Genomic DNA, 23981 nt, shown 5'->3' with positions numbered 1-23981 from the left:
CGTTACCGTTCTTCCGATGACCGATGCGGATACCGTTCTGCGCGATATGACTGTGATTCTTCGCAATGGGCGTATTGACGCAGTTGGGTCCGCTAAGACAATTCATATTCCAAAAGGCGTTCGGCGTGTAAGCGGCGCAGGAAAGTGGCTGATGCCATCACTGACAGACATGCACACGCATCCCGAAAATGACCGCCTCGCAAGGCTTCTGCTTGGAACTGAAGATGTGCCTAACGGCACGGTCCGTACCGAAGACATTTTTTTGCCATATGTAGCCAATGGCGTGCTACAGATCGTCAACATGTCCGCGATGTCCGAATCTATCGGGCAACGCATTGAAATCGAAAGCGGCAGGGTACTTGGTCCGCACATGGCGCTGGCAGCGATGGTTGACGGTGATCCCCCTATGTTGCCGACGGGACTGTCACGCTCGGCGTCCACGCCGTCCGATGGCCGCCAAGTGGTCCGTGTGTTGGCGCGCACTCAATATTGACCATCTGGTCAATATTGAGTGCGCGCCAACAATTACTTGGACAAGAAAGCATATTTTCATAAATTCTTGGGAAGTATATGCAAAAGCGTCGATACTCTTGAGAGTGCATAGGTAAGTTTTGCACCCAATTCGGTGCGTGGAACACACCCTACAAATCAAGCATCTCCAACGTCCATCGGTCTTTCGAGAGATTTAAAACAAATTGCCCATCTTTGTTTTGTCGGCTATCTTCGCAAATACTAATTACGTCTTTGAGCACTACAACTACAGCAGGTTTCAACGTAGTAAGTTCCAACACAATACATCCCAACGCAGTACGTCCAAACTTCACCGCCATTAGGAAACTCAAATGAAAAAAGTCACAGGTATCGGAGGCATCTTTTTTAGCGCACAAAACCCGGTCGAACTACGCCCTTGGTATAAGGAGCATCTCGGCATTGATGTCCAGGACTGGGGCGGCGCCGCGTTCACCTGGGCCGATGCTGAGGGCAATCCGACTAAGGGAACGACCGTGTGGTCGATCGGTGCTGCTGATGGCAAGCACTTCGCACCAAGCAAGTCGCCCTTTATGATCAACTATCGCGTCGACGACTTGGACGCTGTGCTTCAAGCGCTGCGGGATGAGGGCTGCAATGTTCTGGAGAAGGCGGACGACTCAGAGTACGGAAAGTTCGGCTGGGTCATCGATCCTGAGGGCAACAAGGTCGAACTATGGGAACCACCTGCGGGACAGTGAGTTTTAGATACGTTCTACACGCCGCGTTGCATTAATACTCCTAATGGGTATATTTAACACGTCCATATATTACTTGGACAATAAAGCATATTTGAATAATTTAATGGGGAGTATATGTAATAGATTTGGTGTCGCCAAGCGTATATCTGCAAGTTTTGTGCTTAATGAGGCGCGCTCAACACGCCCTGCGCTTACTGGAGATTGACTAAGCACAAGTTATCTTTGCAAAATACTAACTCAGCTGTCTTATTCGTCCTATTTATTTGTTCGTCCTATAACGTATAACGCGTCATCCACACTCTGGAGAAAATTTATGTCGTCTGGCCCAATCACGATCTGGCATCAACTCGTTAAGGAGCACAACGTGCGAGGACTTGATGCGCTGCTTGCTGAAGACGCTGTTTTCTATTCGCCGGTAGTGAATACGCCTCAAGTCGGAAAAAGCGTCACTAAGCAATATCTCAGCGCTGCGCTTCACGTGTTTGCCAATGAGTCGTTTCATTACGTCCGGGAGCTCACGGGTGATCGTGAAGCGATTCTTGAGTTTGAGCTGGAGTTAGATGGCATCGCGATCAACGGTGTTGATATGATCAAGTGGGATGAGGAAGGTAAGATCACTGAGTTCAAAGTGATGCTTCGCCCTCTGAAGGCAGTTAACCTGATCCATCAAAAAATGGCTGCCATGCTTCAGCAAGCTTAAGCTGCGTTCCAGCAACACGTTGCACCAATACTTATGAGAGATATGGTGTATTTACTTAAAAGTTACTCCGATAACGATGCCTATTTCTGCCATTCAGTAATGGCGTGTAACTCAAAATAATTAGAATATTATTTGCGAAAGTCCCAATTTGGGACTAACATACGGTCATGCGAATAATTTCAATCTCCACCATTAAGTCATTGTGGGAAAACAATCCTGCGTTCATTGATGCTAAAGAGCCCGCACTTGCATGGTATCGCCATGCACTGAAGGCTGATTGGGATTCCCCCAATATGGTGAAGCTTGATTTTGGGCAAGCTAGTATTTTGCAAGATGGTCGGGTCGTATTCAACATCGCAGGCAACAAATACAGGCTAGTGGTCTGGATAAATTACCCATACCGTGTAATTTATGTTCGGTTTTTTGGTACGCATAAACAGTACGATAAAATCGACGTGCAAACTATTTAAAAGTAAACAAAATGGATATCAAACCAATACGAACTAAGGCAGATCATAAAGCTGCTCTTAATGAAATTGAATCGCTGATGATGGCGGAATTTGGCTCGCCAGAGGGTGACCGGCTAGATATTTTAGTGACCTTGGTTGAGGCTTACGAAAACAAACATTTTCCATTGGATTTACCAGATCCGGTTGAGGCGATAAAATTCAGGATGGAACAATCTGGTTTGTCGGTTAAAGACCTTGAGCCTATGATTGGTAAGAGTAATCGTATCTATGAGATCTTTAATCATACGCGGCAATTAACCTTGCCGATGATTCGACGTTTGCATGCTGGGCTTGGGATTCCTCTTGAAAGTCTGATTAAAGAATATCATTCATAAAATCAGAAAATCACTATCTACGTACGAAAGTATAAAAACAAAAAACCGCACGATCTGCATCGTGCAGTTTTTCTTTTTGCATCTTATTTAAAAGCTACTGCCTTACAGTTCAGCGCAAATGCGCTAAAACTCAAACAAAATTAAGCGACTTTTTTAGCGTCAAAGAATTGTTCATCTTCTGTCGAACCATGCAAGGCTGTCGTGGAGGATTGACCTTGTTGAATGACTTGTGTCACTGCATCAAAGTAACCTGTACCGACTTCACGCTGGTGCTTGACTGCGGTAAAGCCTTTTTCTGCTGCGGCGAATTCTGCTTCTTGCAATTCGACAAAAGCGGACATCTGGTTACGTGCATAACCGTGTGCCAAGTTGAACATGCCGTAGTTCAATGCATGGAAACCAGCCAAGGTGATGAATTGGAATTTGTAGCCCATTTTGCCCAATTCTTTTTGGAACTTGGCAATCGTTGCGTCATCCAGATTTTTCTTCCAGTTGAATGATGGTGAGCAATTGTAGGACAACAATTTACCTGGGAACTTGGCATGGATTGCGTCAGCAAATGCTTGAGCAAATTCCAGATCCGGCTTACCAGTTTCACACCAGATCATGTCGGCGTATTCGGCATAAGCCAAACCACGGGAGATCGCTTGTTGCAGACCTGGTTTAGTTTTGTAGAAGCCTTCAACCGTGCGCTCGCCAGTCAGGAAAGGTTTGTCATTGTCATCGACATCAGATGTGATCAGGTCAGCCGCTTCTGCATCGGTGCGTGCCAACAACACGGTTGGTGTGCCCATGACGTCTGCTGCCAGACGCGCTGCGTTGAGTTTTTCAACTGCTTCACGTGTTGGTACCAACACTTTGCCGCCCATGTGGCCGCATTTTTTAACGGAAGCTAATTGATCTTCAAAGTGGACGCCTGATGCGCCGGCTTCGATCATGGCTTTCATCAATTCAAATGCGTTCAATACACCGCCGAAACCAGCTTCTGCATCGGCCACGATCGGTGCGAAAAAGTCTGTGTCGCCTTTGCCTTCAGACCATTGGATTTGATCAGCACGTGTCAGACAATTGTTGATGCGCTTAACAACCAAAGGTACTGAATTTGCTGGATACAAAGATTGGTCTGGATACATTTCGCCAGCAACGTTGGCGTCGCCAGCAACTTGCCAGCCAGACAGGTAGATGGCTTTTAAACCCGCTTTAACTTGTTGCATTGCCTGGTTACCAGTCAGCGCGCCGAGGGCATTGACGAAGGGCTCGTTATTGACCAGATCCCACAATTTGATCGAACCGTTTTTCGCAATCGTGTGCTCAACTTTGATCGAGCCACGCAGATTAACCACATCTGCTGCGGTGTAATTACGTTTGATACCGATCCAGCGTGGATTGGTATCCCAGTCTTTTTGCAATTCAGCAATCTGTTGTTCGCGTGTAGTCATGGTTCTCTCCTGTGGGCAAAATAAATGAAGCTGTTAAAACTAATGAAAAGTGAATTCCGTTGAGAGAAATAATATGACATTTTTTGCGAAGCAACAAGGTCTTATATAAGACATATAACAAATATTTAATCTTTTAAAATCATATACTTAAATGTTGTTTTTTGCGATGTGAAATAATATTTCTTAAAATGAGAAAAATAAATTGTGCAGAGTCGAATTATTTTTCACATTATGAAATTGAAATTTCACATCATAGGATATGAAAAACAGAAGAGAAATAAAGAAGAAAATTAAGTTTCAGCAGGCTAAAAAATTTGCAATTCCTATCACCAAAATTACGCTGAATTCTACTGAATGACGATAGTTTTAAAATAATTATTCAGTAATTAATTCAAACCAAGGTGAGAGCTGTTCACTTTGCCCTAAGTTAGATAGCCCTAATTGCAGCTCAAATCCGCCGCTGACTTTTTTGATCGCAGTTGCAGGCAAGGCAGTACGGCGCATGCCAGAACCATCCAGTGGAAAAACTTGTATCGCTTTAAATTTACTGGGATAAAACATCGCCATGGGAATACGTTCTAGCCAAACTGGCGCTTGTGAATCGCGTGGCCCAGATGGTTTGTTGCCAGTGTCAGGATCGGGTTCCAAAGTCCACCAGCTACCACCGTATTGCCCGGCAACGGATAAACCAGATGGATATGGGATCAATTTTTTTGGTCGCGCAGGAATGGCATTGGGTTGATTGCCAAGCGCGACGCTTGCAACGGTTAATAAAACACGTTTTGAATTGGCTAAACTGAGGCCATCACGACTGGTCGCCAGGATGGTCGCAAAGCGACGGCTGCCGCTCGGGAACTTGACTGATATTTCAGTCGTTTTTGATGAGTCATAAGAAGAAGAATTTGCAGCAGATTGTATGCTGGCACCACGCGACTCTTCGCCAAAACCCGCCCAGATCAAACTATAAGGCGTACTTGCACTCAATTGCCCCAGAGTAGATTGGTAACGCAAGGCACCAATCTGCCCTTGCTGCCCTTGCGGTCCTTGCCAAACAACACCGTCATCTGCCTGGCTTTGCGAGACTGCATTAGCGGGCACATCGGCCTTAGCCACATTATTAATACCAATCCTATATAAAAATGCCGTCTTCGGTGTAATGCCAAAGTGACTCAGTAAATAGGCCGGATAAGCAGATTCATCTCGCAAGGCACCTAGCATTTGCCTGACATCAGCTGAGAGCAAAATAGTTTTGCGTTCGGCTAATGGTCTGATCTGAAATTGTCGGAACAGTGCAGCGGACGTGCCTGCCGTTGCATACTTTGCCCAATCACCGCTGAGTGAGAAGCTATCGGGTACGGATTTCCACGTATCGCCATCAATATATTGGAAGAAAAATAAACCGTCCCAATCCTGCGCGCTGGCAAATGCCGCCATCACTGGCAATATCTCTGCCCCTTGTCGGTTGGGATATGCCTGATTAAATTCACTCAGCACAAAGGGTTTGTTTACATCCCTGAAATACGCTCTTTGCAACAATTGCGGCCAAGCTTCTTTTAACGCAGATTGATCGCGGATACGCCAATCGTTTCTATCCCAGGCTTGATGCGGAAAATCATAATGGTCCACATAAAAATGCTCATCAACATAGTCCATCGATTGCTGCGCATCGGCATTCATCACGCCGCCGTAATACATTTGTGTACCAGTTAATGGCACCAGATCACCCACCTCAGCGCGTACAGTACGACGCATGATTTCTAGGTATTGTTTATCCATATCGACTAAAAAGCGGGTGAAGTCGATTACCCGCTTTCCGGCACCCTGTGGATGCGGCTCAAACGAATGTCCTAGCAAATCTGGCGGGGCTACGCCGATTTTATTCAAACCGCGTCTTGCTAGTGTGCGCATCTTTGCTGCCCAGCCATATTCACCCTCTAGCACCGAGGATTCGCCCGCCTTGACCAGCAAGCCGCCCTGCTTGGTCAGATCGCAGCTTTGCCATAGCTGGCAGGCTTGCGCTGCGCTGCCGTATTGTCTTACAGCCCAATGCTGCCATTGCAATTGCAATAATCGCTCGTATTCCCCTTTTAAATGATCCAGATCGCCTCTTTGCCATGCGCCGAGTAAAGACGATTCGTTATTAATCTCTATCATCGCTAATGCCGGATCATTGTTGAGCGCAAGACGGCGTATTAATCGTCGGGCGTATTCAACTTGTAGGCTGATCATCTTAGGTTCAAACAAATGCAAGGGATGACTTGCAAATGGCATTTGCTCACCCGGCGACAAAGGGGTGACGCCATCGACTGCAGGGCGAAAGGTGTAACCCACATGCAAATTCAGATTGACGTAAATACCTTCGGCTTTTAGTGCATCAATAAACACCCGCAAACGGCTTATCGCAGTGGCATTAAAAGTAGGAAAAGCTCCTGTGGTCAATATGCCGCGCGGTTTGTCTTCATCATCGCTCAGGATGCTGTCCAGATGATGCAAGCGCACTGCGTTAAAGCCCATCTTGCGCAAACGTTTTGCAATTCTTGGCGCATCCGCCTCTAGCGGAAAATTAGCGGAATTACTCAGGCTAATACCAAACAATCTGACGCGTATGTCGTCTTTGGTATTTGCCCTACCATCGACACCAACCCGATAAAAGTGTGCCGCTTTGACAAAAATTTTATCCGCATCGGTGATGCTGTGATTCATATTACTAAAATCAGGCGCACCGCTTAAGGCATCTTCATCAATCTCAAACGGATAATAATCAGGCTCCGCATGGGCTACCGAGCTTGCCAGAACTTGCCAGACAAATAAAAAGCCCGCCAATGTCAATAAAAGCTGGCGAATGAATGATGGAAGACGAGCAGCAAAAAACATGGCTGAGAATTTAATAAAGTTTAGTAGGATGGGGAAATCAGAATATCGCAGAATCCTATGGGATTGAATAGCGCTAACTTTGAGCAGATCGATAAAATGCAGCAATCATAGAGTTAAATTTACAGTTGCTATCATTTAATACCTACTTTCAAGGCACAATACTGGCTGGCATTCATACACAGCAAGACCATGCAACTCTCCACAAGCCCAGCAACGCCATCAGGTAAAGCAAATCCAGCCCTCGCTGCTAACCAGGATCAAGCTTCTTTGAACTGGATAGAGGTGATCGCTGTGCGCTCCTTGATTGTATTGTTTGTACTGTTCTCTTTGCTGCCTTACGGGATCTCTTGGGATTATGCTGGCACCTCAGAACTGACGATGGAAGGTTCGCTTAACACCAAGCTGGAATGGGGTAGCTTGTTTCTAATCTCCGGGGTCCTACTGATCCGCCATCTGCCCCAAACTTTGCGCTATCTGCGTGCGATTAATCCCTTTTTATTACTGCTGATTTTATGGTGTCTGGCGTCTACATTATGGTCGCCGCTGCCTGCGGTGACGTTTAAAAAGGCAATACAGTTATTCGGCCTGGTCATGATAGGACTGGCGATACAGCTAAGCGACCGTCCCTTAAATTTATTTGTAAGCGATCTGAGATACACCCTGACCGCAATTTTGATCGCGTCATTTTTTGTGGCAGTGGCTATCCCGAGCATCGGGATTGATTATGAATTGGGTAATGCCTGGCGCGGTATTTTGTCGCAAAAAAATGAACTGGGACAGGTCGCGGCGCTTTGTTTTTTGCTATGGCAAGTCAGCACTTGTTTAGGCCAGACCTCGCTACGCTCAATGGTGATCGGCTTATTGTTTTGTTTTTTTGTACTGGTCATGTCGAAGAGCTCTACCAGCCTGGCGATGGCTATTTTAAGTTCTTTTCTTTTTCATTTATTCCGCAAGCAGCGGATAGGTTCTAATTATTCGTTGACCAGAGTTTTTCTCAGCATAGGCATGCTGATTATTCTAATGACGTTTGCGTTTTATATGTTTGAGTCGCGCATGCCAACGTATGGCGAAGTATCGGGTCCGATTGCGGGTCTGTTTGGCAAAGGCTCCGATCTCACCGGGCGCACCGACATCTGGCAATTAATTGACCTTGAAATTGCGCGCCACCAATGGATAGGATTAGGCTACGGCGCTTTTTGGCTAGGGCCTGGCAGTCTGTCGCAATACATTATTGATGCCTTGTACTGGGTACCTCTTCAATCACATAACGGCTATCTGGATATTTTGAATGAGCAAGGATTGATCGGCATGGGGTTTGCCATTCTGTGCCTGGCGAAACAATTCCAGCAATTATTCTTAATGTCTTATGTAGACAGATTACAGGCGGCGTTTTGGGGAACAATGCTCGTGGTGGTCATCATTACCAACTTCACAGAGAGCAGTCTTTTCCGCGGGTTTGGATTTCAGAATGTGCTGTTTATTTTTGCATTAATGACAGTCACATCCTCTTTAAAGCGCTTAAAAGAAGCGTCTGCACAAGCTTAAATTGATAACTTGCTAGCTTTTGGCGAGCCTGGCGCAACATCAGATAAGCGAATTAAAATACCACATACTCCCCATCATTTTATAAAAAATCGGCTTATAGGCCAGCAATCCTCTGGACAATTAAATATACATACTAGGAGTATGTTATTTATGATTTATATGAATTTGAGTAAATATAGCTGATTTTGTTACGACTCAGCGAGGTGCTTATCGCTAAAATGCATCGCAGCATTTAATGTAAAAACTTCCGCCCAAGTCGCAAAAAATATTGCTCAACAAAACGATAAGATAAATGCGCACAAAGAAAAGACAGTGCCATCATGACGACTATCCGCGACACAAGTGCCGCGTCAGGCATCCATACAGTAATCAAAGCGAACACAAGATAATGGTACAAATATAGCGAGTAACTGACTTTGCCGATGTATACCATAGGCGCAGATGAGAACAACCGAGTGATCAGATTGTCCGCAAAAATCAGATGGAAAAACAAGGCGGCCATCGCAATGCCTTGAATCGAGTAACGCACGCTTTCACGAAAAATCTGATCACGTATCAGCAAAGAACTCAGCATTAAAACGACGCCGGCCAAAAATATCCGCCAATCAGAGAAGAAATCACGCGCACTTGGATAACGATGTAGTAATAGCGAAAATCCAGTGCCGTACAAGATCGAATCGACCCGGGTATCCGTCGCTTTATAAATTCTGTCGGGGGCCAGATAATCCAGCCCGATCTGCGTAACCAGATACCAGCGCCACAACAACACTGCCACTAAGGCAACAACGATCAAGCGCAAAAACCACTTAGTGTTGGAAGCAAGCGCCGCGAATAAAAATGGGAAAACCAGATAAAAGTGCTCTTCAACTGCCAATGACCAAGTGATGGATAAAGGCGCAGGCATCAGAGTGCTGCTAAAGCCAAAAAATATCGCAAAATAATTCGCGAAATAAAAAAATACTGATAACAGTTCTACTAGCCTGATTGGCTCACCCACCATCCACATTGCCAGTAAGGAGCAAGCCACATAGACGATCAAAGCAGGCATCAAACGGAACAAGCGGCGTACATAAAAATGACGAACATCGATTTTCTGATCCTGATCAAATTCCTGCAACATCAAGCGTGTGATGATGAAGCCACTGATAAAAAAGAAAATCGTCACACCCAAACCACCGGGCACAATATGCCCCAGCCAAGCATGTGAAATCACGACAAGCAAAATCGACACTGCGCGCAGACCATCCAGAGCGAGCAAGCGTGATGCAGGCGATTTCGTCAGCGGCAGCGACATCAGGCTGTACCGCCGTAGGCTTGTGAAAGACTACCGAACAAATAGCTAATTTTGCCCGCTTGTGAGGCAACAATACGCACCCAATGAAACGACTTCAAGGGTTTAAAAGGCAACAGCACAATCGCCAGGCCAGCAGCAATCAACAACTGTATCGCCGCCCTCACCGCAAGATAAGCGGCACGACCATGGCGAGAAAATCCGTGCTTCATCGCAAGCTCGGTACGCATAAAAAGTTGTCCGGTGCGATAAGAGCGTTGTACCAGCCATTTGGCTTGGGCCCGCTCCAGCGGTATCCATTCATACACCGGCGCCTCATCACACCAGACCATCACCGCGCCGTTGGCGGCAAGTTGCCGGAACAAGATAGAGTCTTCGCCACCGGTTTTACCGTAGGTCGCGTCAAACGGACCGCTCTTGTAGTCTATGCTCGGGTCACCATTATCCAACTTGCAAAGCTGCATTAAAGCGCTACGTCGGATTAACACATTCCCACTGCGGGCATCGGTGTGGTCGATGAGGGTACCGGTAAGCAGGCGGCGCCGATCAAAATAGCCGCCACGTCGCAACCAACCAGCTACGCCGTCGGCGTATTCTGCTAGGACTGGCGCAAATACAACATCGGCGTGATAGCTTTGCTGGGTGAGGATTAAGGCGGCAAGCCAGCCATCAACGGGGCGTTCGTCATCGTCAATAAAGACGACCCAAGTACCGACTGCGGCATGCACTGCAGCGTTTCTAGCAAGAGAAATATTGGGCTCACTGAGCGCAATGGCGACTAAATTTTCGCACCAGGTGGATTGCGCCAAAGCCAATACTGATTTTGCTGATTGTGCGGGATCGTTATCAACCACAACAATCTGTACCGAGACATTATTGACATTCTGGTGGCGGATTGCAGTCAACAAATTTGCCAGCAGTTCCGGGCGGCGGAAAGTGCAAATGCAGATACTGATATCGGTCATATTGATTTTTATCGGAAAATTTTTGCGGATAATTTTGCAAAAAACCCCTGGCGACCACGCATAAAATTAGCTGTTTGATTTGCTTGGCCAATCGGATTGTCATTATCGTCTGCACTTTCAGCCAGCTGGTTATAGACCGTGCCCAGTATCTCAACACCTGCCGCTTGCAGATCAGACATGGTTTGGCGCAGAAGTGCAAGTTGAGTAACGTCTTTGCGTGCCAATACCAATGCAGCGCCAATTTGGTGTGAAACTATCTGGGCATCCGATGCCAGCGATGATGCATGAGTATCAACCACAAAAGCATCAAACTGATCCCAGCAAGACGCTAGCAAATTATGTAGATTGGGCGCGCGCAATATCTCTAAAGGATTGGGCGGCTTGGGTCCTGCTGGCAAAATATGTAAATTAGGCATGAGCTTAATCAGCACATCATCCATTAACTTGCGCCCGGCCAAAATCGATGACAGACCATCGGGACGGTCTAGTCCAAAATAATCCTGCTGAGCAGAGTCACGTAAATCGGCATCAATCAACAAAGTACGCTTTCCAGACTGCGACAAGGCAATTGCGAGACTCGCCGCCATATAACTTTTACCCTCGCCGTTTGCAGGACTGACGAAGTTGATTTTGATTTTGTCTTTTTGCTCGAACTTGAGCAACAACTCACTCCGTAAGCGGCGAATCTCTTCCGATTCCAGACAAAATGGATAATGCAAAATCTTTAATGAAGGATGCGCTTTGCCAACTAATAAGTTCTTTGATGCATAACCAAATTGCTCGCTCAATGCTAGATTCAATTGATCTGATGTGAGAAAACCTAAGGACAACGCGGCGTCACCAAAGCGCAGATTTTTTTCTATTTGTGTGCGGGCAATTTGTTCAATCTGTGGCGTCGTCAAGAGACCTTTTTCAAGAAAGAGTTCTCCGAGGCGACCGATTTTTGGCAACGCCGATTCGCTCACTGGCGTGACTAAATGCTGAGCCGGATCTGTAGCTAAATCAATAGCGGGATTAATATCCGCTGCACTAGCAGATGCAGTAGAAAATTCTGATGGAAGATTATCCATGCAGCCCCCCTGATTTTTCAGCATCTATCATTTTCTGATGATCAAATAGTTTTTCTGCAAAACCGACTTTGGCTAATACCGGCACCTCAAACTCTCGCTCTAAATCGTCAATACAACGCACACGTCGATGCGCCAACTCCAGTAAGAATGCCGCGCCTAAGCCCAAGAATATTCCAGCGATCAAACCAAAAATGACATTATTACGGAGCAAAGGCTTAGATTGTTTTTCGGGTAGTTCTGCACTACGCATCAAGGTTGCGTTAGATATCACAACGTTACTGGTCATCAGCAAATCATCAAATTTTTGTATCGCAGCGTTATAAATTTTTTGCACGCTATCCAATTGCCGTTGATAAGAGCTAATCACATCTCTGTGTATTTTATTTGCCAGCGTGCGCTTTTCGTATATCGCTATATCCGCTGCAATGACCTTCTCTTGTTGCTGCAAACGCGATTCATTTGACAGCAGAGCCGCGACTGCGGTGGCTGATTCTATTTTCAAGCGATCATTTAAGGATTTGAGCTCGCCCTCTATCGCCACGTAACGAGGATGCCGCACACCTAAGGAAGTTTTTGCATTGGCTAATTGCATTTCCAGCGTACTAATACCTGCTTTCAGCCCGGATATATTCCCTATGCCGGCGATCTCCGGGAGGTCGGCACCAAGATTACCACCATGCATCAAGCGTTCTAAAGATTGGCGTTTGGCTTGAGCCTCGATTCGTGCCACTTGCACCTCAACCAGATGCACGCCCAGACTTTCCATTTGTTTGGACTCGGGATCTGCACGCTCATCTGCATCAATGATCTGATGTTCTTGCTGATAGCTTGTGAGTTTCTTTTGCAAATCATCAATTTGTCTGCTCATATTCTCTAATTGAGCATTGTATTGATCCCGTCTTGCCCGGGCAGGCGCATTCGCCATCTCTGTTGATAATTCCATATACGATTTGACTACGGAATTAACCATATCTTTTGCATCTTGCCGATTATTTGATGCGTAGCCGACCTCAACGACACGACTATTTTTGTGCTGCGTGACCTCGATATTTTTGACGATTTCTTCCGCCATCGCCCGCATACCACTTTGCTCCCCATATTTTTTAATATACGCTTGTGCGGCACTGCTACTCTCAAGTCTGCGCTCTGCAATCACACGATCTGCAACTTGCACGCTCTTGATCACATCAAACTGCGTCTGCAAAAAACTCTCATCTTGCAGTGGATTAAACTGGCGACCACCAATCGGATCATTGATACGGTAATCGATATAAATATCGGATGTAGCAATATAAGTTTTGGGCAATACCAGACTAGCTACCATGGCAATGGCAACGGCAACGACCACAACTGCGGCAATTAATATGCGCCGGGCATATAAAATTGCGCCAATTTGCGAGAAGGACAATAGCAGATCGCCGGGAGAATTTCGCATAGTTTCAGTCGCTTTAAAACAGCCGTTCGTTAATAAAAACAACGTCGCCTGGTAGCACCTGATCGGTTATTTTTGCAGGAATTTCTTTGACTGCGCCCTCGTCTGTTTTGCGATAAATAATCATGCGGCGCGTTGAACCGCGCTCGGTTACACCGCCACCGATAGATAACACACGCATCACCGTCAACTCTTCTTCTATCGGGTAATTGCCTGGCTTTCTGACCTCGCCATAGACATAAAACGATTTCTGCGCGGAGACAAACAAGACATCATTTGGCAATATTTTTTGATTCAGTTTTTCTGATATTTGTACCGTCTGAGCGTCAATTTTTAGGGGGATATAATTTACTGATTCAGCGGCCGCATTAGCTTGCCCTTTGGCTTGCCCATTCGTGCGACGCATAATGCTGATCCCTTTATCAGCGCGTCCATTTAAACCACCAGCCAAACTGAGCGCATCCAACAAAGTTATTTGTCCTTGTAAGGGATAACGTCCTGGTCGCTGCACCTCACCCAATACAGAAAAACTGCGGCTTAATTGCTGCAATACTTTAATCGCAACTTTGGGACTGCGTACGTATTGTCCTTGCTCTAAGCGATCTGCAAACAGGCTGGCAATCTCTGCCGGCGTCTTGCCTTTGGTATCTATCACGCCAACCAAAGGCAAAGTAATCACACCGGTTTCTCCGACGGTGACATCTGCAGTCAAATCTGGTTGACCAAATACGGTGACTAAAAGTTGATCGCCAATACCGACGAGATCACGAACATTATCGGCACTGTCGACGTTATCGGTGTAGTTAATATTTTTGACATTACCTGCGTTGGTATCCGCCTTAAGGTCCGCTTTGATGTCACCGTTTATTTCTTTAGTTTTTTCGTTCAGAGGGGCTTTTTCGCCGCTTGCTACCGAATTATTTTTGAACGGATTATTTTTGAACGGACTATTCTTAGCATTGCTAATCTCACTAGTCGTAATCCTGTCGAGCAATTTTAGACTCAGAGCGGCGTCAGTAGTATTGGCTGGCGGAGCTTGGGTCGCCTTTGCATCGATGGTTTGCGCATTCAAAGGAAAACCAAAAGCCAAAAACAACAGCAGGCTGCACAGAGCGTGAACTCGATAATTATGATGACGGCAAAGTGAAAAATTCATCTCTCTGGGTGTCCTGCTATAAAAGAACTCAATTCTATCTTGCTATAACAAACTATTTGCAAATTTTTGTCATGAAAACAATCTGGCTAAGATATAAACTTATGAAAACCTATAAGCCCATGTTTCAACTTTATTTTGATGTTATTTAGATCCAGATTGATAACAATAATTAACTTTTGATTGATTGTTGATTGTATGCAAACTAAGTTAACATAAGTAAAGAATTCTCGCAGGCAGTAGAACTTACAGGCAATCAAACCATGCACAGATTGTTAGTGTGAGTTAAAAGATCCTATTGCTCCTCCACATACCGAGAAAACAAAGGAATACGCACTATGCAGCCTACTTCCATACCAGAGCCAATGAATATGACAGCAATCCAAGTGCCGCATCCACCGGAATATCCGACGCGCACGGTCCCTTTGGTCATCATTGCCCCTGTGCGTGACGAGGCCGATTTAATCCAACTGACACTAGATTCCATGGTTGCTCAAACCGTGCGTCCGATGGAGTGGATTATTGTGGATGATGGTTCAAAAGACAACACGGCAAATATCGTCAAGGCTTATGCAGAAAAATATAGTTTTATTCGCTTAGTGCAAAGACCGGATCGTGGCTTCCGTAAAGTCGGGGGCGGCGTTGTTGCAGCATTTAAATATGGGATTACCCAAATTACGCATAGTGAGTATGAATATATTGCGAAACTAGATGGTGACATGTCTTTTGGTCCGCACTATCTCGAAATCATGTTTAAAGAATTTGAGGCAAATCCAAAACTGGCATCGGTCTCAGGCAAAGTTTACCGAGAAGAAGATGACGAAAAAATCGAAGAATATATTATCGATGAGCATGTCGCCGGACAATTTAAACTATATCGTCGCAGCGCTTTTGAAGAAATTGGTGGTTTTGTCGAAGAAGTCATGTGGGATGGTATTGACGTTCATTCTGCACGGATGAAAGGATGGAAAACCTTCAGTTTTTATCATGCAGATGCGGTTTTGATGCATCACCGGTTAATGGGGTCATCAGACAAAAATGTGTATCGCGGTCGTCTGCGTTGGGGGCGCGGAATTTGGTTTATGGGTTATCACCCACTGTACGCGCTAGCCTCCAGCATTTTTCGCATGCGTGAAAAGCCGTTCATCATCGGCGGCATATTAATTATGGCGGGTTATTTAGGTGCGGCGCTTAAACGCGCTCCCCAGTACGACAATCTGGAATTCCGTCAGCATTTACATCAATGGCAATTGAAAAAAATTAAGGCGATCTTCTTTAAAGACAAAAAGGGAAATTCCGCTTGATGATTGCCGTCAATATGAATTTGTTTTTTTCTTCGGAAACGAACAATCCTAATCTACATAGGAAGCACTTCTTATGATGAGCCCAACGTCGCATGGAAGAAGCACGCAATCATCGCAAATATTAACGGCGATGGTTGGCTTTGCGTTTGCCGTTGCTATCTCACTGACCTTGGTCGGCATCATTATTTATAACAAAAATACTGAACTGGACGCGTTTGGCTTGCGTTTTGTTATCGCTGGTTTAGCTAGCATCATCGCATTTTCTAGCCATAGATTACTCAATGCTTTGCAAGATAAGCGCGTCTTTAATTTACTACCTACTTTGTGCGTACGTTGGTTGGTGGTATTTACTTTGGTACTCATTAGTGCCTATGCGGATAAGACGACCGAGCGCTTATCTCGCATAGTGATGCTGACCTGGTTGTGTGTGACTCCTTTTACGTTGCTACTGACAGCGATATTGATACGTTTGTTTGCAGCCTTCTTTTACTCTAATCCTGCAAGACGCCGTAAGGCCGTATTAATTTGGTCGAATTCTGCATGCGCAGACTTAGTAGAATCCTTACGTAAAACGCCTTTGGCTGCGATTGATGTTGTAGGTTTTTTTGACAACCGGAATGATTCACGCCCACCCAGCAATTTAACTCGCTTGGGTGCTTTAGACGACGTAACAGCATGGTTAGTTGATCCGGTAACTGGTCAGTTGACGGTCGATGTTGTATTCATCGGACTCAATACCAAAGAGCCCCCTGAATTGGCTGAAATCATTGCTATTTTGCAGGATAGCACTGCCTCCACTTACTTTATTCCAGAGTCGCTGATTTTTGGCATGCCAGGTATACAGCTGCGTGAAATGGCGGGAAGACCCGTGTTAGCCTCGACCGAAACACCATTCATTGGTTTGGCTGCGCTGCCAAAACGGCTGCTGGATTTATTCGGCGCAACACTAGGCTTAATCTTGTTATCGCCGCTGTTGCTGATCATCGCGATTGGCGTAAAACTAAGTTCACCGGGGCCGGTTCTATTTAAACAAAAACGTTATGGCGTCGCGGGGAAACCGATCAATATTTACAAGTTCAGGAGCATGATTAATCACAACTCAAAAGGACCTGTGATACAAGCAACGGTCGGTGATAATCGTGTTACCCGGTTTGGTCGCTTTATCCGCCGTACCTCGATTGATGAACTGCCACAGCTACTCAACGTCATTCAAGGAAATATGAGTCTGGTTGGCCCAAGGCCACATGCGGTTGAGCATAACGAACTTTATCGCAAATTAGTGGATGGCTATATGCTCAGACACAAGATAAAACCAGGAATCACAGGCTGGGCACAGGTTAACGGATTCCGCGGAGAAACCGAAACACTGGAAAAAATGCAAAGCCGGGTTGATTATGATTTGTACTATATCCAGCACTGGTCGGTCTGGTTGGATATCGTGATTATGTGGCGTACCGTGAGCGTTTTGTTTGGTGATAAAAACGCTTATTGATGATTAGCCTAACATCAAAGATGGATCAGTTTTAAGAACCGATCCTCTTCATCGATAATCAATAAATTAGGGGAGTATGTGGCTAAAACGAGCTAATTCCAAGCAAACACCTAGACAATAAAATATACTGCAATGAGTATACGATCTAAAATTAGCGGATCTTAGACTCACTAACTTTCAAACTTAAGCGCTTGCCGCCCTTTGATTCTTCAATAGGTTTGAACACTGGTAGAAAAAATATCTGCATCGGTTGAGCAGAATTAAGCAAGTGACATTAAGCAAGCGAGATTAAGCAAGCGAGATTAAACCCTCTGACTATCAAATCAATTTCAAGCCAGGGTTTGTAAACCTGAAAAATGGCTTTCCAAACTCTGCTGCAAACCCTGCTCTATTACTAGCTCTGTCTGTTTTGCCAGTAGGTTCGTCGTACTGGCCTTGAATACAAATAATCGATAAATATCTGCTAGTTTGAGTTGTGCCGGATTGGCTAGCAATACCCATCGCTCAGCATCGTCGTTCAATTTTTTCCACCAGACCGTCTTATCCGATTCCGGCGCGTCAGAGACCACTCTAGCGACCCAGCCGACTTCAAGCATCTGCTCTAACAAGCCATCAATCTCGTCCATGCCAAAGCGGGTTTGAATCCGTATTGCAGACACATCAACCGCTGTCGCATCCTGGGCGTTGCGAGCGACAAACAATACTTTCAAAATTTCGATTGCGTCAATAAATGCGCTGCCAGGTGCAGGCTTATGCCACCATCGCTCAAATTTTACGATTGGCAATGCCGCCGCGATCACTGCGCCAATCAAAGTAATCAGCCAGGACAAATAAATCCACACCAAAAAAATCGGTACCGCGGCGAGTGCACCATATACCACGGTGTAAGTAGGGAACTTGGTGACGAAGACCGCAAACAAACGTTTAGCCATTTCAAAAGCAATCGCTGCAAACAAGCCGCCCCAAATCGCATCATGCCAATCGACCGTTCGATTGGGGACGCCCATGTACAACAAAGTGAATGCGATGGTGGTGAAAAACACCGAGATTAAAGTATAAAAAACATCGCCAGCCATGGGCATTACGCCAACCACACCGCTGGTGGCAGTGACTAAGTAAGAAGTCACCGTAATCGACACGCCAATCAGCAACGGCCCTAAGGTCACTATCGCCCAATAGACTAGTATTCGCTTAATCAATGGACGAGTTCTTTTGACTTGCCAAATTTGGTTAAACGACTTGTCGATCATCGCCAAGGTTGCCACCGCTGTCACCATTAAAGCAACGCCACCTACCGCCGACAAACGTGTTGCCTTGGTCGCAAATTGCGTTAGATAACCCAAAATCACATTCGAGATTTCTCTCGGCATCAGGCTTTTAATAAAATACGCTTCCAGCGAAGATCGAAAGGTATTGAACAAGGGGAAAGCGGTAAAAATCGCCAAGGCGATAGTCAAAATGGGCACCAATGCCAATACCGTCGTAAACGTTAAACTGCCTGCAACTTGCGGCAAGCGGCCTTCAAGTAAACGCTGGTAAGCAAACTGGAACAGATTACGCATCCGCCCCCAAGAAAATTTACGCATAGATTTTTTCTTTACTACATCATCAAACAAATACATCAACCAACATCTCTCTGAATAAGTCCATCACGTGTGCGCTCTATCGTGCCTGAGTACTGAGCTAGGGAGCTAGGGAACTTCTAAGCAATTAGCTTATCTGGCAAGACTCATCGCGCTAAAAGCCCCATATAATAGCAAGCATGAACTCTAAACAACTCACCATTCTCGTTTTATATTATTCTCGCCACGGCAGCACCAGAAAATTGGCCGAATATATCGCCCAAGGTGTGGAAAGCGTCGCCGGCTGCGATGCCAGATTGCGTACTGTTCCAGCAGTATCGACGGTAACCCAAGCGACCGAGCCGGATATCCCAAACGAAGGCGCACCCTATGTCGAGCTGGCCGATCTGGAAGACTGCGACGGACTAGCATTGGGCTCACCTACCCGTTTTGGGAATATGGCAGCAGCGATGAAATATTTTTGGGACGGCACTGCAACCCAGTGGCTATCCGGCACATTAAGCGGCAAACCCGCTTGCGTGTTCACATCCACGGGCAGTATGCATGGTGGACAGGAATCCACCTTGCTGTCGATGATGCTACCGCTGATGCATCATGGCATGCTGTTAGTCGGCATCCCATACAGCCATGCAGAATTAATGACAACCAGTACCGGTGGCAGCCCTTATGGTGCGAGCCACTGGGCAGGAATTAAAGGCGATACTCCGGTCTCAGAAGACAGCAAAAAACTAGCGATTGCTCTAGGTCGCCGCCTGGCAGAGACCGCGCAAAAATTGAAGGTGTCAGCATGACATCATCCAGACAATCAACGTATTATTTTTTAAGCTGCTTCAGCCTGATTGCTCTGATTATCTTGTTAGTGCTATGGGAAATGGTACTTGCACCACTGCATCCGGGTGGGTCTTGGATCGTTTTAAAAGTGATCCCTATTTTGATTCCTCTGCGTGGAATTTTAAAAAAACAGGTTTACACCATGCAGTGGTCATCCATGCTAATCCTGCTGTATTTTGCCGAAGGTATTGTGCGGGCTTTCAGTGATCAATTGCCCCTGTCCCGTCTTCTGGGCGGAGCGGAAATCGCGCTATCTGTATTGTTCTTTATGAGTAGCATCCTGTATTTGCGTCCGATCAAAAAAGCTGCAAAAGCTGCCGCTAAATTAGCCGAAAAAAATGCGACTATGCCGCAGTAGATTTCTTCAGCTTAATTTAATGCAGGCTAAACGCAGGTTCAGTGTAAATTCAACGCAGGTTTAATATAGGTTCAATGTTCGAGTCCGTTCATATGAATGAATTTCTCACCCAATGTACCAAGATCGTTGGCAAAGACAATGTGATCTGCGATCCCGCTGATGTTGCACCCTATGTCACGGATTGGCGTAAGCGTTTTCAAGGGAAAGCATTGGCGGTGATCAGACCAGGATTAACATCAGAGGTCGCCGCCCTAGTTGGCTTGTGCAAGCAATACGCTATTGCGATCGTCGCGCAAGGCGGTAATACAGGCTTGGTGCTTGGCAGTGTGCCGGATCAATCCGGGCAGCAAATCGTTTTATCTTTAAGCCGCTTAAAACAGATACGCCAGATTGATACCGTCAACAATACCATGACGGTTGAGGCAGGCTGCCTGCTGGTACAAGTGCAAGAAGCCGCTGAGCAAGCGCAACGCTTATTCCCTTTGTCACTAGCATCTGAAGGTAGTTGCACCATTGGCGGCAACCTCTCCAGTAACGCTGGTGGCACCGCGGTACTCCGTTATGGCAACGCCCGTGAACTGTGTTTGGGACTGGAAGTCGTGACTGCCAATGGCGATATCTGGAATGGTCTGCGCGGCCTACGCAAAGATAATACCGGTTACGATTTGCGTGATCTTTTCATCGGTGCAGAGGGTACTTTGGGTATCATCACTGCGGCGGTACTCAAACTATACCCACAACCAAAAGCGAAAGTCACGGCACTTGCAGCCCTTCATTCAACTGAAACAGCACTTGAATTATTAACTCTGGCGCAAGCTCATTGTGGCTCTGCATTAACCGGGTTTGAGTTGATGTCTGAGGCATGTTTACAACTGGTTCATCAACATTTCCCGAATATCCCGCAACCGCTGGCCACACCATCGCCGCAATTCGTCTTATTAGAGCTGTCTGATAGCGAATCGGAACTTCATGCGAATGATGTCTTAGAAGGATTATTAAATACAGCGATTGAAGCCAACATCATCACCGATGCGATAGTAGCGATGTCACTCCACCAATCACAAGCGATGTGGCATCTGCGCGAACACATTTCTATGGCACAGGCTGCTGAGGGTAAGAATATTAAGCACGATGTCTCGCTACCCATTTCTGAAATTGCCCATTTCGTCAATACGACGAACGCGCTGTTACAACAGGCTTTTCCAGACTGCCGGATGATTATTTTCGGACATTTAGGCGATGGCAATTTACATTACAACGTCTCGCCACCACTGACTGTTAGTGACACGGATTTTATTCAGCAGCAAGCAAATATCAATCAAATTGTGCATGACAGCGTACATCAGCACAATGGTTCTATTTCAGCAGAGCATGGAATTGGTATGCTAAAAAAAGATGAAATTCTGCGTTATAAATCTGATGTAGAAATGCAGTTAATGCGCAGTATAAAAGCGGCTTTAGATCCTCACAATTTGATGAATCCCGGGAAAATTTTATAAGACTTAGAGAACATGTCATCGAGATAAAAATATGAAAAACTATTCACGCAAATACCGCATTGCTCACCTCAGGTTTCTACCTATCATCGTAATAATGATAACTAGCATTAGCAGTATGAACAGCGCATCGGCTGAAACCTACAAATGCGTAAAAAATGGTGCTACTAGTTATAGCCAATCTCCGTGCACAGATAACGCGCAACAAACTACGGTAGTACATACCAATACTGTTCCAGAATCGACTAGCCAACAGGCAGCGCAAACCAGCGCTAAAGAAAAAGCAGAGGCGACTCGCCTAGCAGCATCACGCCATAAAGCAGAAGAAAAATCAGACCGGGAAATGAAAGTGATTGCCGGCCGCAACGAGAAGAAAAAACAAAAATGTGATGCGGCTCAATTAAAAATAAAATGGGTAAAAGAGGATGCAAAAAACGCTAAACCTAAAGCCGAAGCAAAGGCACGTCAGAATGTAAAAAGAGCTACCGAAAAGGCAGCTCTTGTTTGTGGTCCGTCGTAAATTCTATAACTACATTAGGACTATTTACTAATTTCAACGATCAACAATTAAAACTCTTCCCAATCACCTTCCTGTACTTTGCCACCACTACTTTGAGGTGCTTTTTTGCTCGCACTTTTATTCGCTGTCGGTGCTGGCTTAGCAGTAATTTTAAGGCTGGCTTGAGGAGCGCGTTGCTGCCCCATTTTTTTCTCAACCCGCTTGGTGCTTGAAGCCGAGACATTTGATGTTGAAGTACGTAGTGCAGAACCATTTCCTGCTGCAATTTTAAAGATATGTACAGTAGCAGCCAGAGTCTGCGCCTGCTCCTCCATACTCTCTGCTGCTGCTGCTGCTTGTTCTACCAACGCTGCATTTTGTTGCGTCATTTCGTCCATCTGCGTAATCGCTAGATTGACTTGTTCTATCCCTGCACTTTGCTCTTGGCTGGCGGCGGTGATCTCACTCATGATGTCGGCGACATGCTGGACGCTGGTGACAATCTCGTCCATGGTTTTGCCTGCTTCGTCTACCAGTTTGCCACCTTGATTGACTTTGTCGACTGAGTCGTCGATCAGAGATTTGATTTCTTTGGCGGCGCTGGCACTCCGTTGGGCGAGATTACGCACCTCTGAGGCAACAACGGCAAATCCTCTTCCTTGCTCTCCGGCTCTGGCAGCTTCTACTGCGGCATTGAGGGCGAGGATGTTGGTCTGGAAGGCAATACTGTCGATGACGCTGATAATGTCGACAATCTTGCGGGAGCTTTCTTTAATCGAGCCCATAGTGCTAACGACTTGATTGACAACTGCACCACCTTTGACGGCAACACCAGTGGCGGAGACAACGAGTTGATTGGCTTGCCGGGCGTTATCGGCATTTTGTCTGACGGTGCTGGTGAGTTCTTCCATGGAGCTAGCAGTTTCTTCCAGCGAGCTGGCTTGCGATTCTGTCCTGCTGGAGAGATCGGCATTGCCTGAGGCAATCTCTTGGGATGCGACTGTGATCGTTTCTGTGCCTTGTTTGATTTGCGAAACCGTATTGATCAAATTACCTTGCATACGCTTTAGCGACTCTAGCAACTCACCTACTTCGTCCGTTACATCTACTGTGATCTCGTTAGTTAAATCACCGCTAGCTATATTGTCCGCAACAATGACAGCGCGTTTAATCGGCTTAGAAATAGTTCTGGTAATGATCCATGCTGCCAGGACGCCAAACGCCAGCGTCAACCCACCAATCACTATCATGCTGCTTAAAGCACCCCGGTAGTTGCTTTGTGATTCTTCATAAGTAGTTTTCATCGCCTCGTGCTGCTGCTGCGCCAGCTCGGTTAAAGCGATCATCCACTTGTCATGCGGCAGGGTAAATTCCGTTTGCAACAATGAGGAGGCATCAAAATAATTACCCTCAGTGACAAAGGACTTTATCTTGCCCACTAAAACTACTACCGCCTGCTTTTGCTCTATGGCTTTTGCCAGAGTTGCTTGCCCTTGATTATTATCAATCAGCTTTTTCGCTAAGGCTTCTGACTTGGAATAACTATCCAAAATTTGAACCAGGCGCTTGGTCTCTTTTTCTGCTTCTGCAGCATCAGTAGGTGCGGTCATCTTACGCAATACCAAAGCCAAAGCACGACCTTGCTCGCGCATATCAGTTGCGGCACTCAGGCTGGCAATTTTATTATTAAAAATATAGTCCATCGAGCTTTGCATCTGACTCATGCGGAATAATCCCAGAATCAACAAGCCAGTTGCAAAAAAGAGTACTAATCCAAAACCAATGGTGAGACGTGTACCAATTCTGATATTAGCAAGTAGCTTCATAAAATCTCCGGAGTAACTGACAATACGCTGACGATGCGAATTGATGATAA

Annotated in this window: 21 protein-coding genes; 12 read left to right on the top strand and 9 right to left on the bottom strand. The window is 45.9% G+C overall.

Annotated elements, in window-relative coordinates:
* Positions 1-46: 46 nt before the first annotated feature.
* From AAKU64_RS03220 to AAKU64_RS03200, 5 genes are all read left to right on the top strand, one after another.
* On the top strand, positions 47-493 hold the full coding sequence (locus AAKU64_RS03220) for a hypothetical protein (protein WP_354361390.1): 447 nt from the start codon (positions 47-49) through the stop codon (positions 491-493).
* A gap of 349 nt (positions 494-842) precedes the next feature.
* Positions 843-1229 carry a VOC family protein gene (locus tag AAKU64_RS03215; RefSeq protein WP_354361388.1) on the top strand — a complete coding sequence of 129 codons (387 nt, stop codon included), beginning with the start codon at positions 843-845 and terminating at the stop codon, positions 1227-1229.
* A gap of 313 nt (positions 1230-1542) precedes the next feature.
* A complete protein-coding gene (locus tag AAKU64_RS03210) occupies positions 1543-1929 on the top strand; it encodes a nuclear transport factor 2 family protein (RefSeq protein ID WP_354361386.1) in 387 nt (128 codons plus the stop codon).
* A 167-nt stretch (positions 1930-2096) separates the two neighbouring features.
* Entirely contained in the window at positions 2097-2399 is a 303-nt protein-coding gene (locus tag AAKU64_RS03205) for a type II toxin-antitoxin system HigB family toxin (RefSeq protein ID WP_354335209.1), read from the top strand.
* An 11-nt stretch (positions 2400-2410) separates the two neighbouring features.
* Entirely contained in the window at positions 2411-2773 is a 363-nt protein-coding gene (locus tag AAKU64_RS03200) for a helix-turn-helix domain-containing protein (RefSeq protein WP_354335207.1), read from the top strand.
* Between the two features lie 140 nt (positions 2774-2913).
* On the opposite strand, the gene aceA is transcribed toward AAKU64_RS03200, so the two are convergent.
* Together aceA and AAKU64_RS03190 are read right to left on the bottom strand one after the other, a co-directional pair.
* On the bottom strand, positions 2914-4212 hold the full coding sequence (aceA, locus tag AAKU64_RS03195) for an isocitrate lyase (RefSeq protein WP_322119244.1): 1299 nt from the start codon (positions 4210-4212) through the stop codon (positions 2914-2916).
* A gap of 375 nt (positions 4213-4587) precedes the next feature.
* Positions 4588-7086 (bottom strand): glycoside hydrolase family 5 protein, encoded by a 2499-nt coding sequence (locus AAKU64_RS03190; protein WP_354335206.1) that lies wholly within the window; start codon positions 7084-7086, stop codon positions 4588-4590.
* A 189-nt stretch (positions 7087-7275) separates the two neighbouring features.
* Between AAKU64_RS03190 and AAKU64_RS03185 the strand changes: the two genes are divergently transcribed.
* Positions 7276-8631 (top strand): O-antigen ligase family protein, encoded by a 1356-nt coding sequence (locus AAKU64_RS03185; RefSeq protein ID WP_354335205.1) that lies wholly within the window; start codon positions 7276-7278, stop codon positions 8629-8631.
* Positions 8632-8863: 232 nt separating this feature from the next.
* On the opposite strand, the gene AAKU64_RS03180 is transcribed toward AAKU64_RS03185, so the two are convergent.
* The 5 genes from AAKU64_RS03180 to AAKU64_RS03160 are packed head-to-tail and all read right to left on the bottom strand — an operon-like array spanning position 8864 to position 14545.
* Positions 8864-9925 carry an acyltransferase family protein gene (locus AAKU64_RS03180; protein ID WP_354335203.1) on the bottom strand — a complete coding sequence of 354 codons (1062 nt, stop codon included), beginning with the start codon at positions 9923-9925 and terminating at the stop codon, positions 8864-8866.
* A complete protein-coding gene (locus AAKU64_RS03175) occupies positions 9925-10887 on the bottom strand; it encodes a glycosyltransferase family 2 protein (protein ID WP_354335201.1) in 963 nt (320 codons plus the stop codon). Before AAKU64_RS03175 ends, AAKU64_RS03180 begins: the two co-directional genes overlap by 1 nt.
* Positions 10888-10895: 8 nt before the next feature.
* The gene (locus tag AAKU64_RS03170; RefSeq protein ID WP_354335199.1) at positions 10896-11957 is read right to left on the bottom strand and encodes a polysaccharide biosynthesis tyrosine autokinase; all 1062 of its coding nucleotides are present in this window, start codon (positions 11955-11957) and stop codon (positions 10896-10898) included.
* Positions 11950-13392, bottom strand: a complete 1443-nt coding sequence (locus AAKU64_RS03165; protein WP_354361384.1) for a Wzz/FepE/Etk N-terminal domain-containing protein — start codon at positions 13390-13392, stop codon at positions 11950-11952. Before AAKU64_RS03165 ends, AAKU64_RS03170 begins: the two co-directional genes overlap by 8 nt.
* 13 nt (positions 13393-13405) lie before the next feature.
* On the bottom strand, positions 13406-14545 hold the full coding sequence (locus AAKU64_RS03160) for an SLBB domain-containing protein (protein ID WP_354335195.1): 1140 nt from the start codon (positions 14543-14545) through the stop codon (positions 13406-13408).
* 335 nt (positions 14546-14880) lie between these two features.
* Here AAKU64_RS03160 and AAKU64_RS03155 point away from each other — a divergent pair, with 335 nt between their 5' ends.
* Positions 14881-15846, top strand: a complete 966-nt coding sequence (locus AAKU64_RS03155; RefSeq protein ID WP_354331457.1) for a glycosyltransferase family 2 protein — start codon at positions 14881-14883, stop codon at positions 15844-15846.
* 73 nt (positions 15847-15919) lie between these two features.
* On the top strand, positions 15920-17338 hold the full coding sequence (locus AAKU64_RS03150) for an undecaprenyl-phosphate glucose phosphotransferase (protein ID WP_354331455.1): 1419 nt from the start codon (positions 15920-15922) through the stop codon (positions 17336-17338).
* Positions 17339-17667: 329 nt separating this feature from the next.
* On the opposite strand, the gene AAKU64_RS03145 is transcribed toward AAKU64_RS03150, so the two are convergent.
* Positions 17668-18924 carry a YihY family inner membrane protein gene (locus tag AAKU64_RS03145; protein WP_354331453.1) on the bottom strand — a complete coding sequence of 419 codons (1257 nt, stop codon included), beginning with the start codon at positions 18922-18924 and terminating at the stop codon, positions 17668-17670.
* A gap of 176 nt (positions 18925-19100) precedes the next feature.
* On the opposite strand from AAKU64_RS03145, the gene wrbA reads away from it, so the two are divergent.
* The 4 genes from wrbA (at position 19101) to AAKU64_RS03125 (ending at position 22126) form a co-directional block, all read left to right on the top strand.
* Positions 19101-19712, top strand: coding sequence for an NAD(P)H:quinone oxidoreductase (gene wrbA / locus AAKU64_RS03140; RefSeq protein ID WP_354331451.1), 612 nt, complete (start codon positions 19101-19103; stop codon positions 19710-19712).
* Positions 19709-20110: a DUF2069 domain-containing protein gene (locus tag AAKU64_RS03135; RefSeq protein ID WP_354331449.1), complete on the top strand. Its 402-nt coding sequence runs from the start codon at positions 19709-19711 to the stop codon at positions 20108-20110. The genes wrbA and AAKU64_RS03135 overlap by 4 nt, the downstream gene beginning before the upstream one ends.
* A gap of 92 nt (positions 20111-20202) precedes the next feature.
* The gene (locus tag AAKU64_RS03130) at positions 20203-21609 is read left to right on the top strand and encodes an FAD-binding oxidoreductase (protein ID WP_354331447.1); all 1407 of its coding nucleotides are present in this window, start codon (positions 20203-20205) and stop codon (positions 21607-21609) included.
* 31 nt (positions 21610-21640) lie between these two features.
* A complete protein-coding gene (locus AAKU64_RS03125; protein WP_354331445.1) occupies positions 21641-22126 on the top strand; it encodes a DUF4124 domain-containing protein in 486 nt (161 codons plus the stop codon).
* Between the two features lie 47 nt (positions 22127-22173).
* On the opposite strand, the gene AAKU64_RS03120 is transcribed toward AAKU64_RS03125, so the two are convergent.
* The gene (locus tag AAKU64_RS03120) at positions 22174-23931 is read right to left on the bottom strand and encodes a methyl-accepting chemotaxis protein (RefSeq protein WP_354331443.1); all 1758 of its coding nucleotides are present in this window, start codon (positions 23929-23931) and stop codon (positions 22174-22176) included.
* Positions 23932-23981 lie beyond the last annotated feature (50 nt).

Origin of the sequence: Undibacterium sp. GrIS 1.8 (assembly GCF_040544445.1) — a bacterium.
Lineage (GTDB): Bacteria > Pseudomonadota > Gammaproteobacteria > Burkholderiales > Burkholderiaceae_D > Undibacterium.
This window is presented reverse-complemented; position numbering and strand designations above follow the sequence as displayed.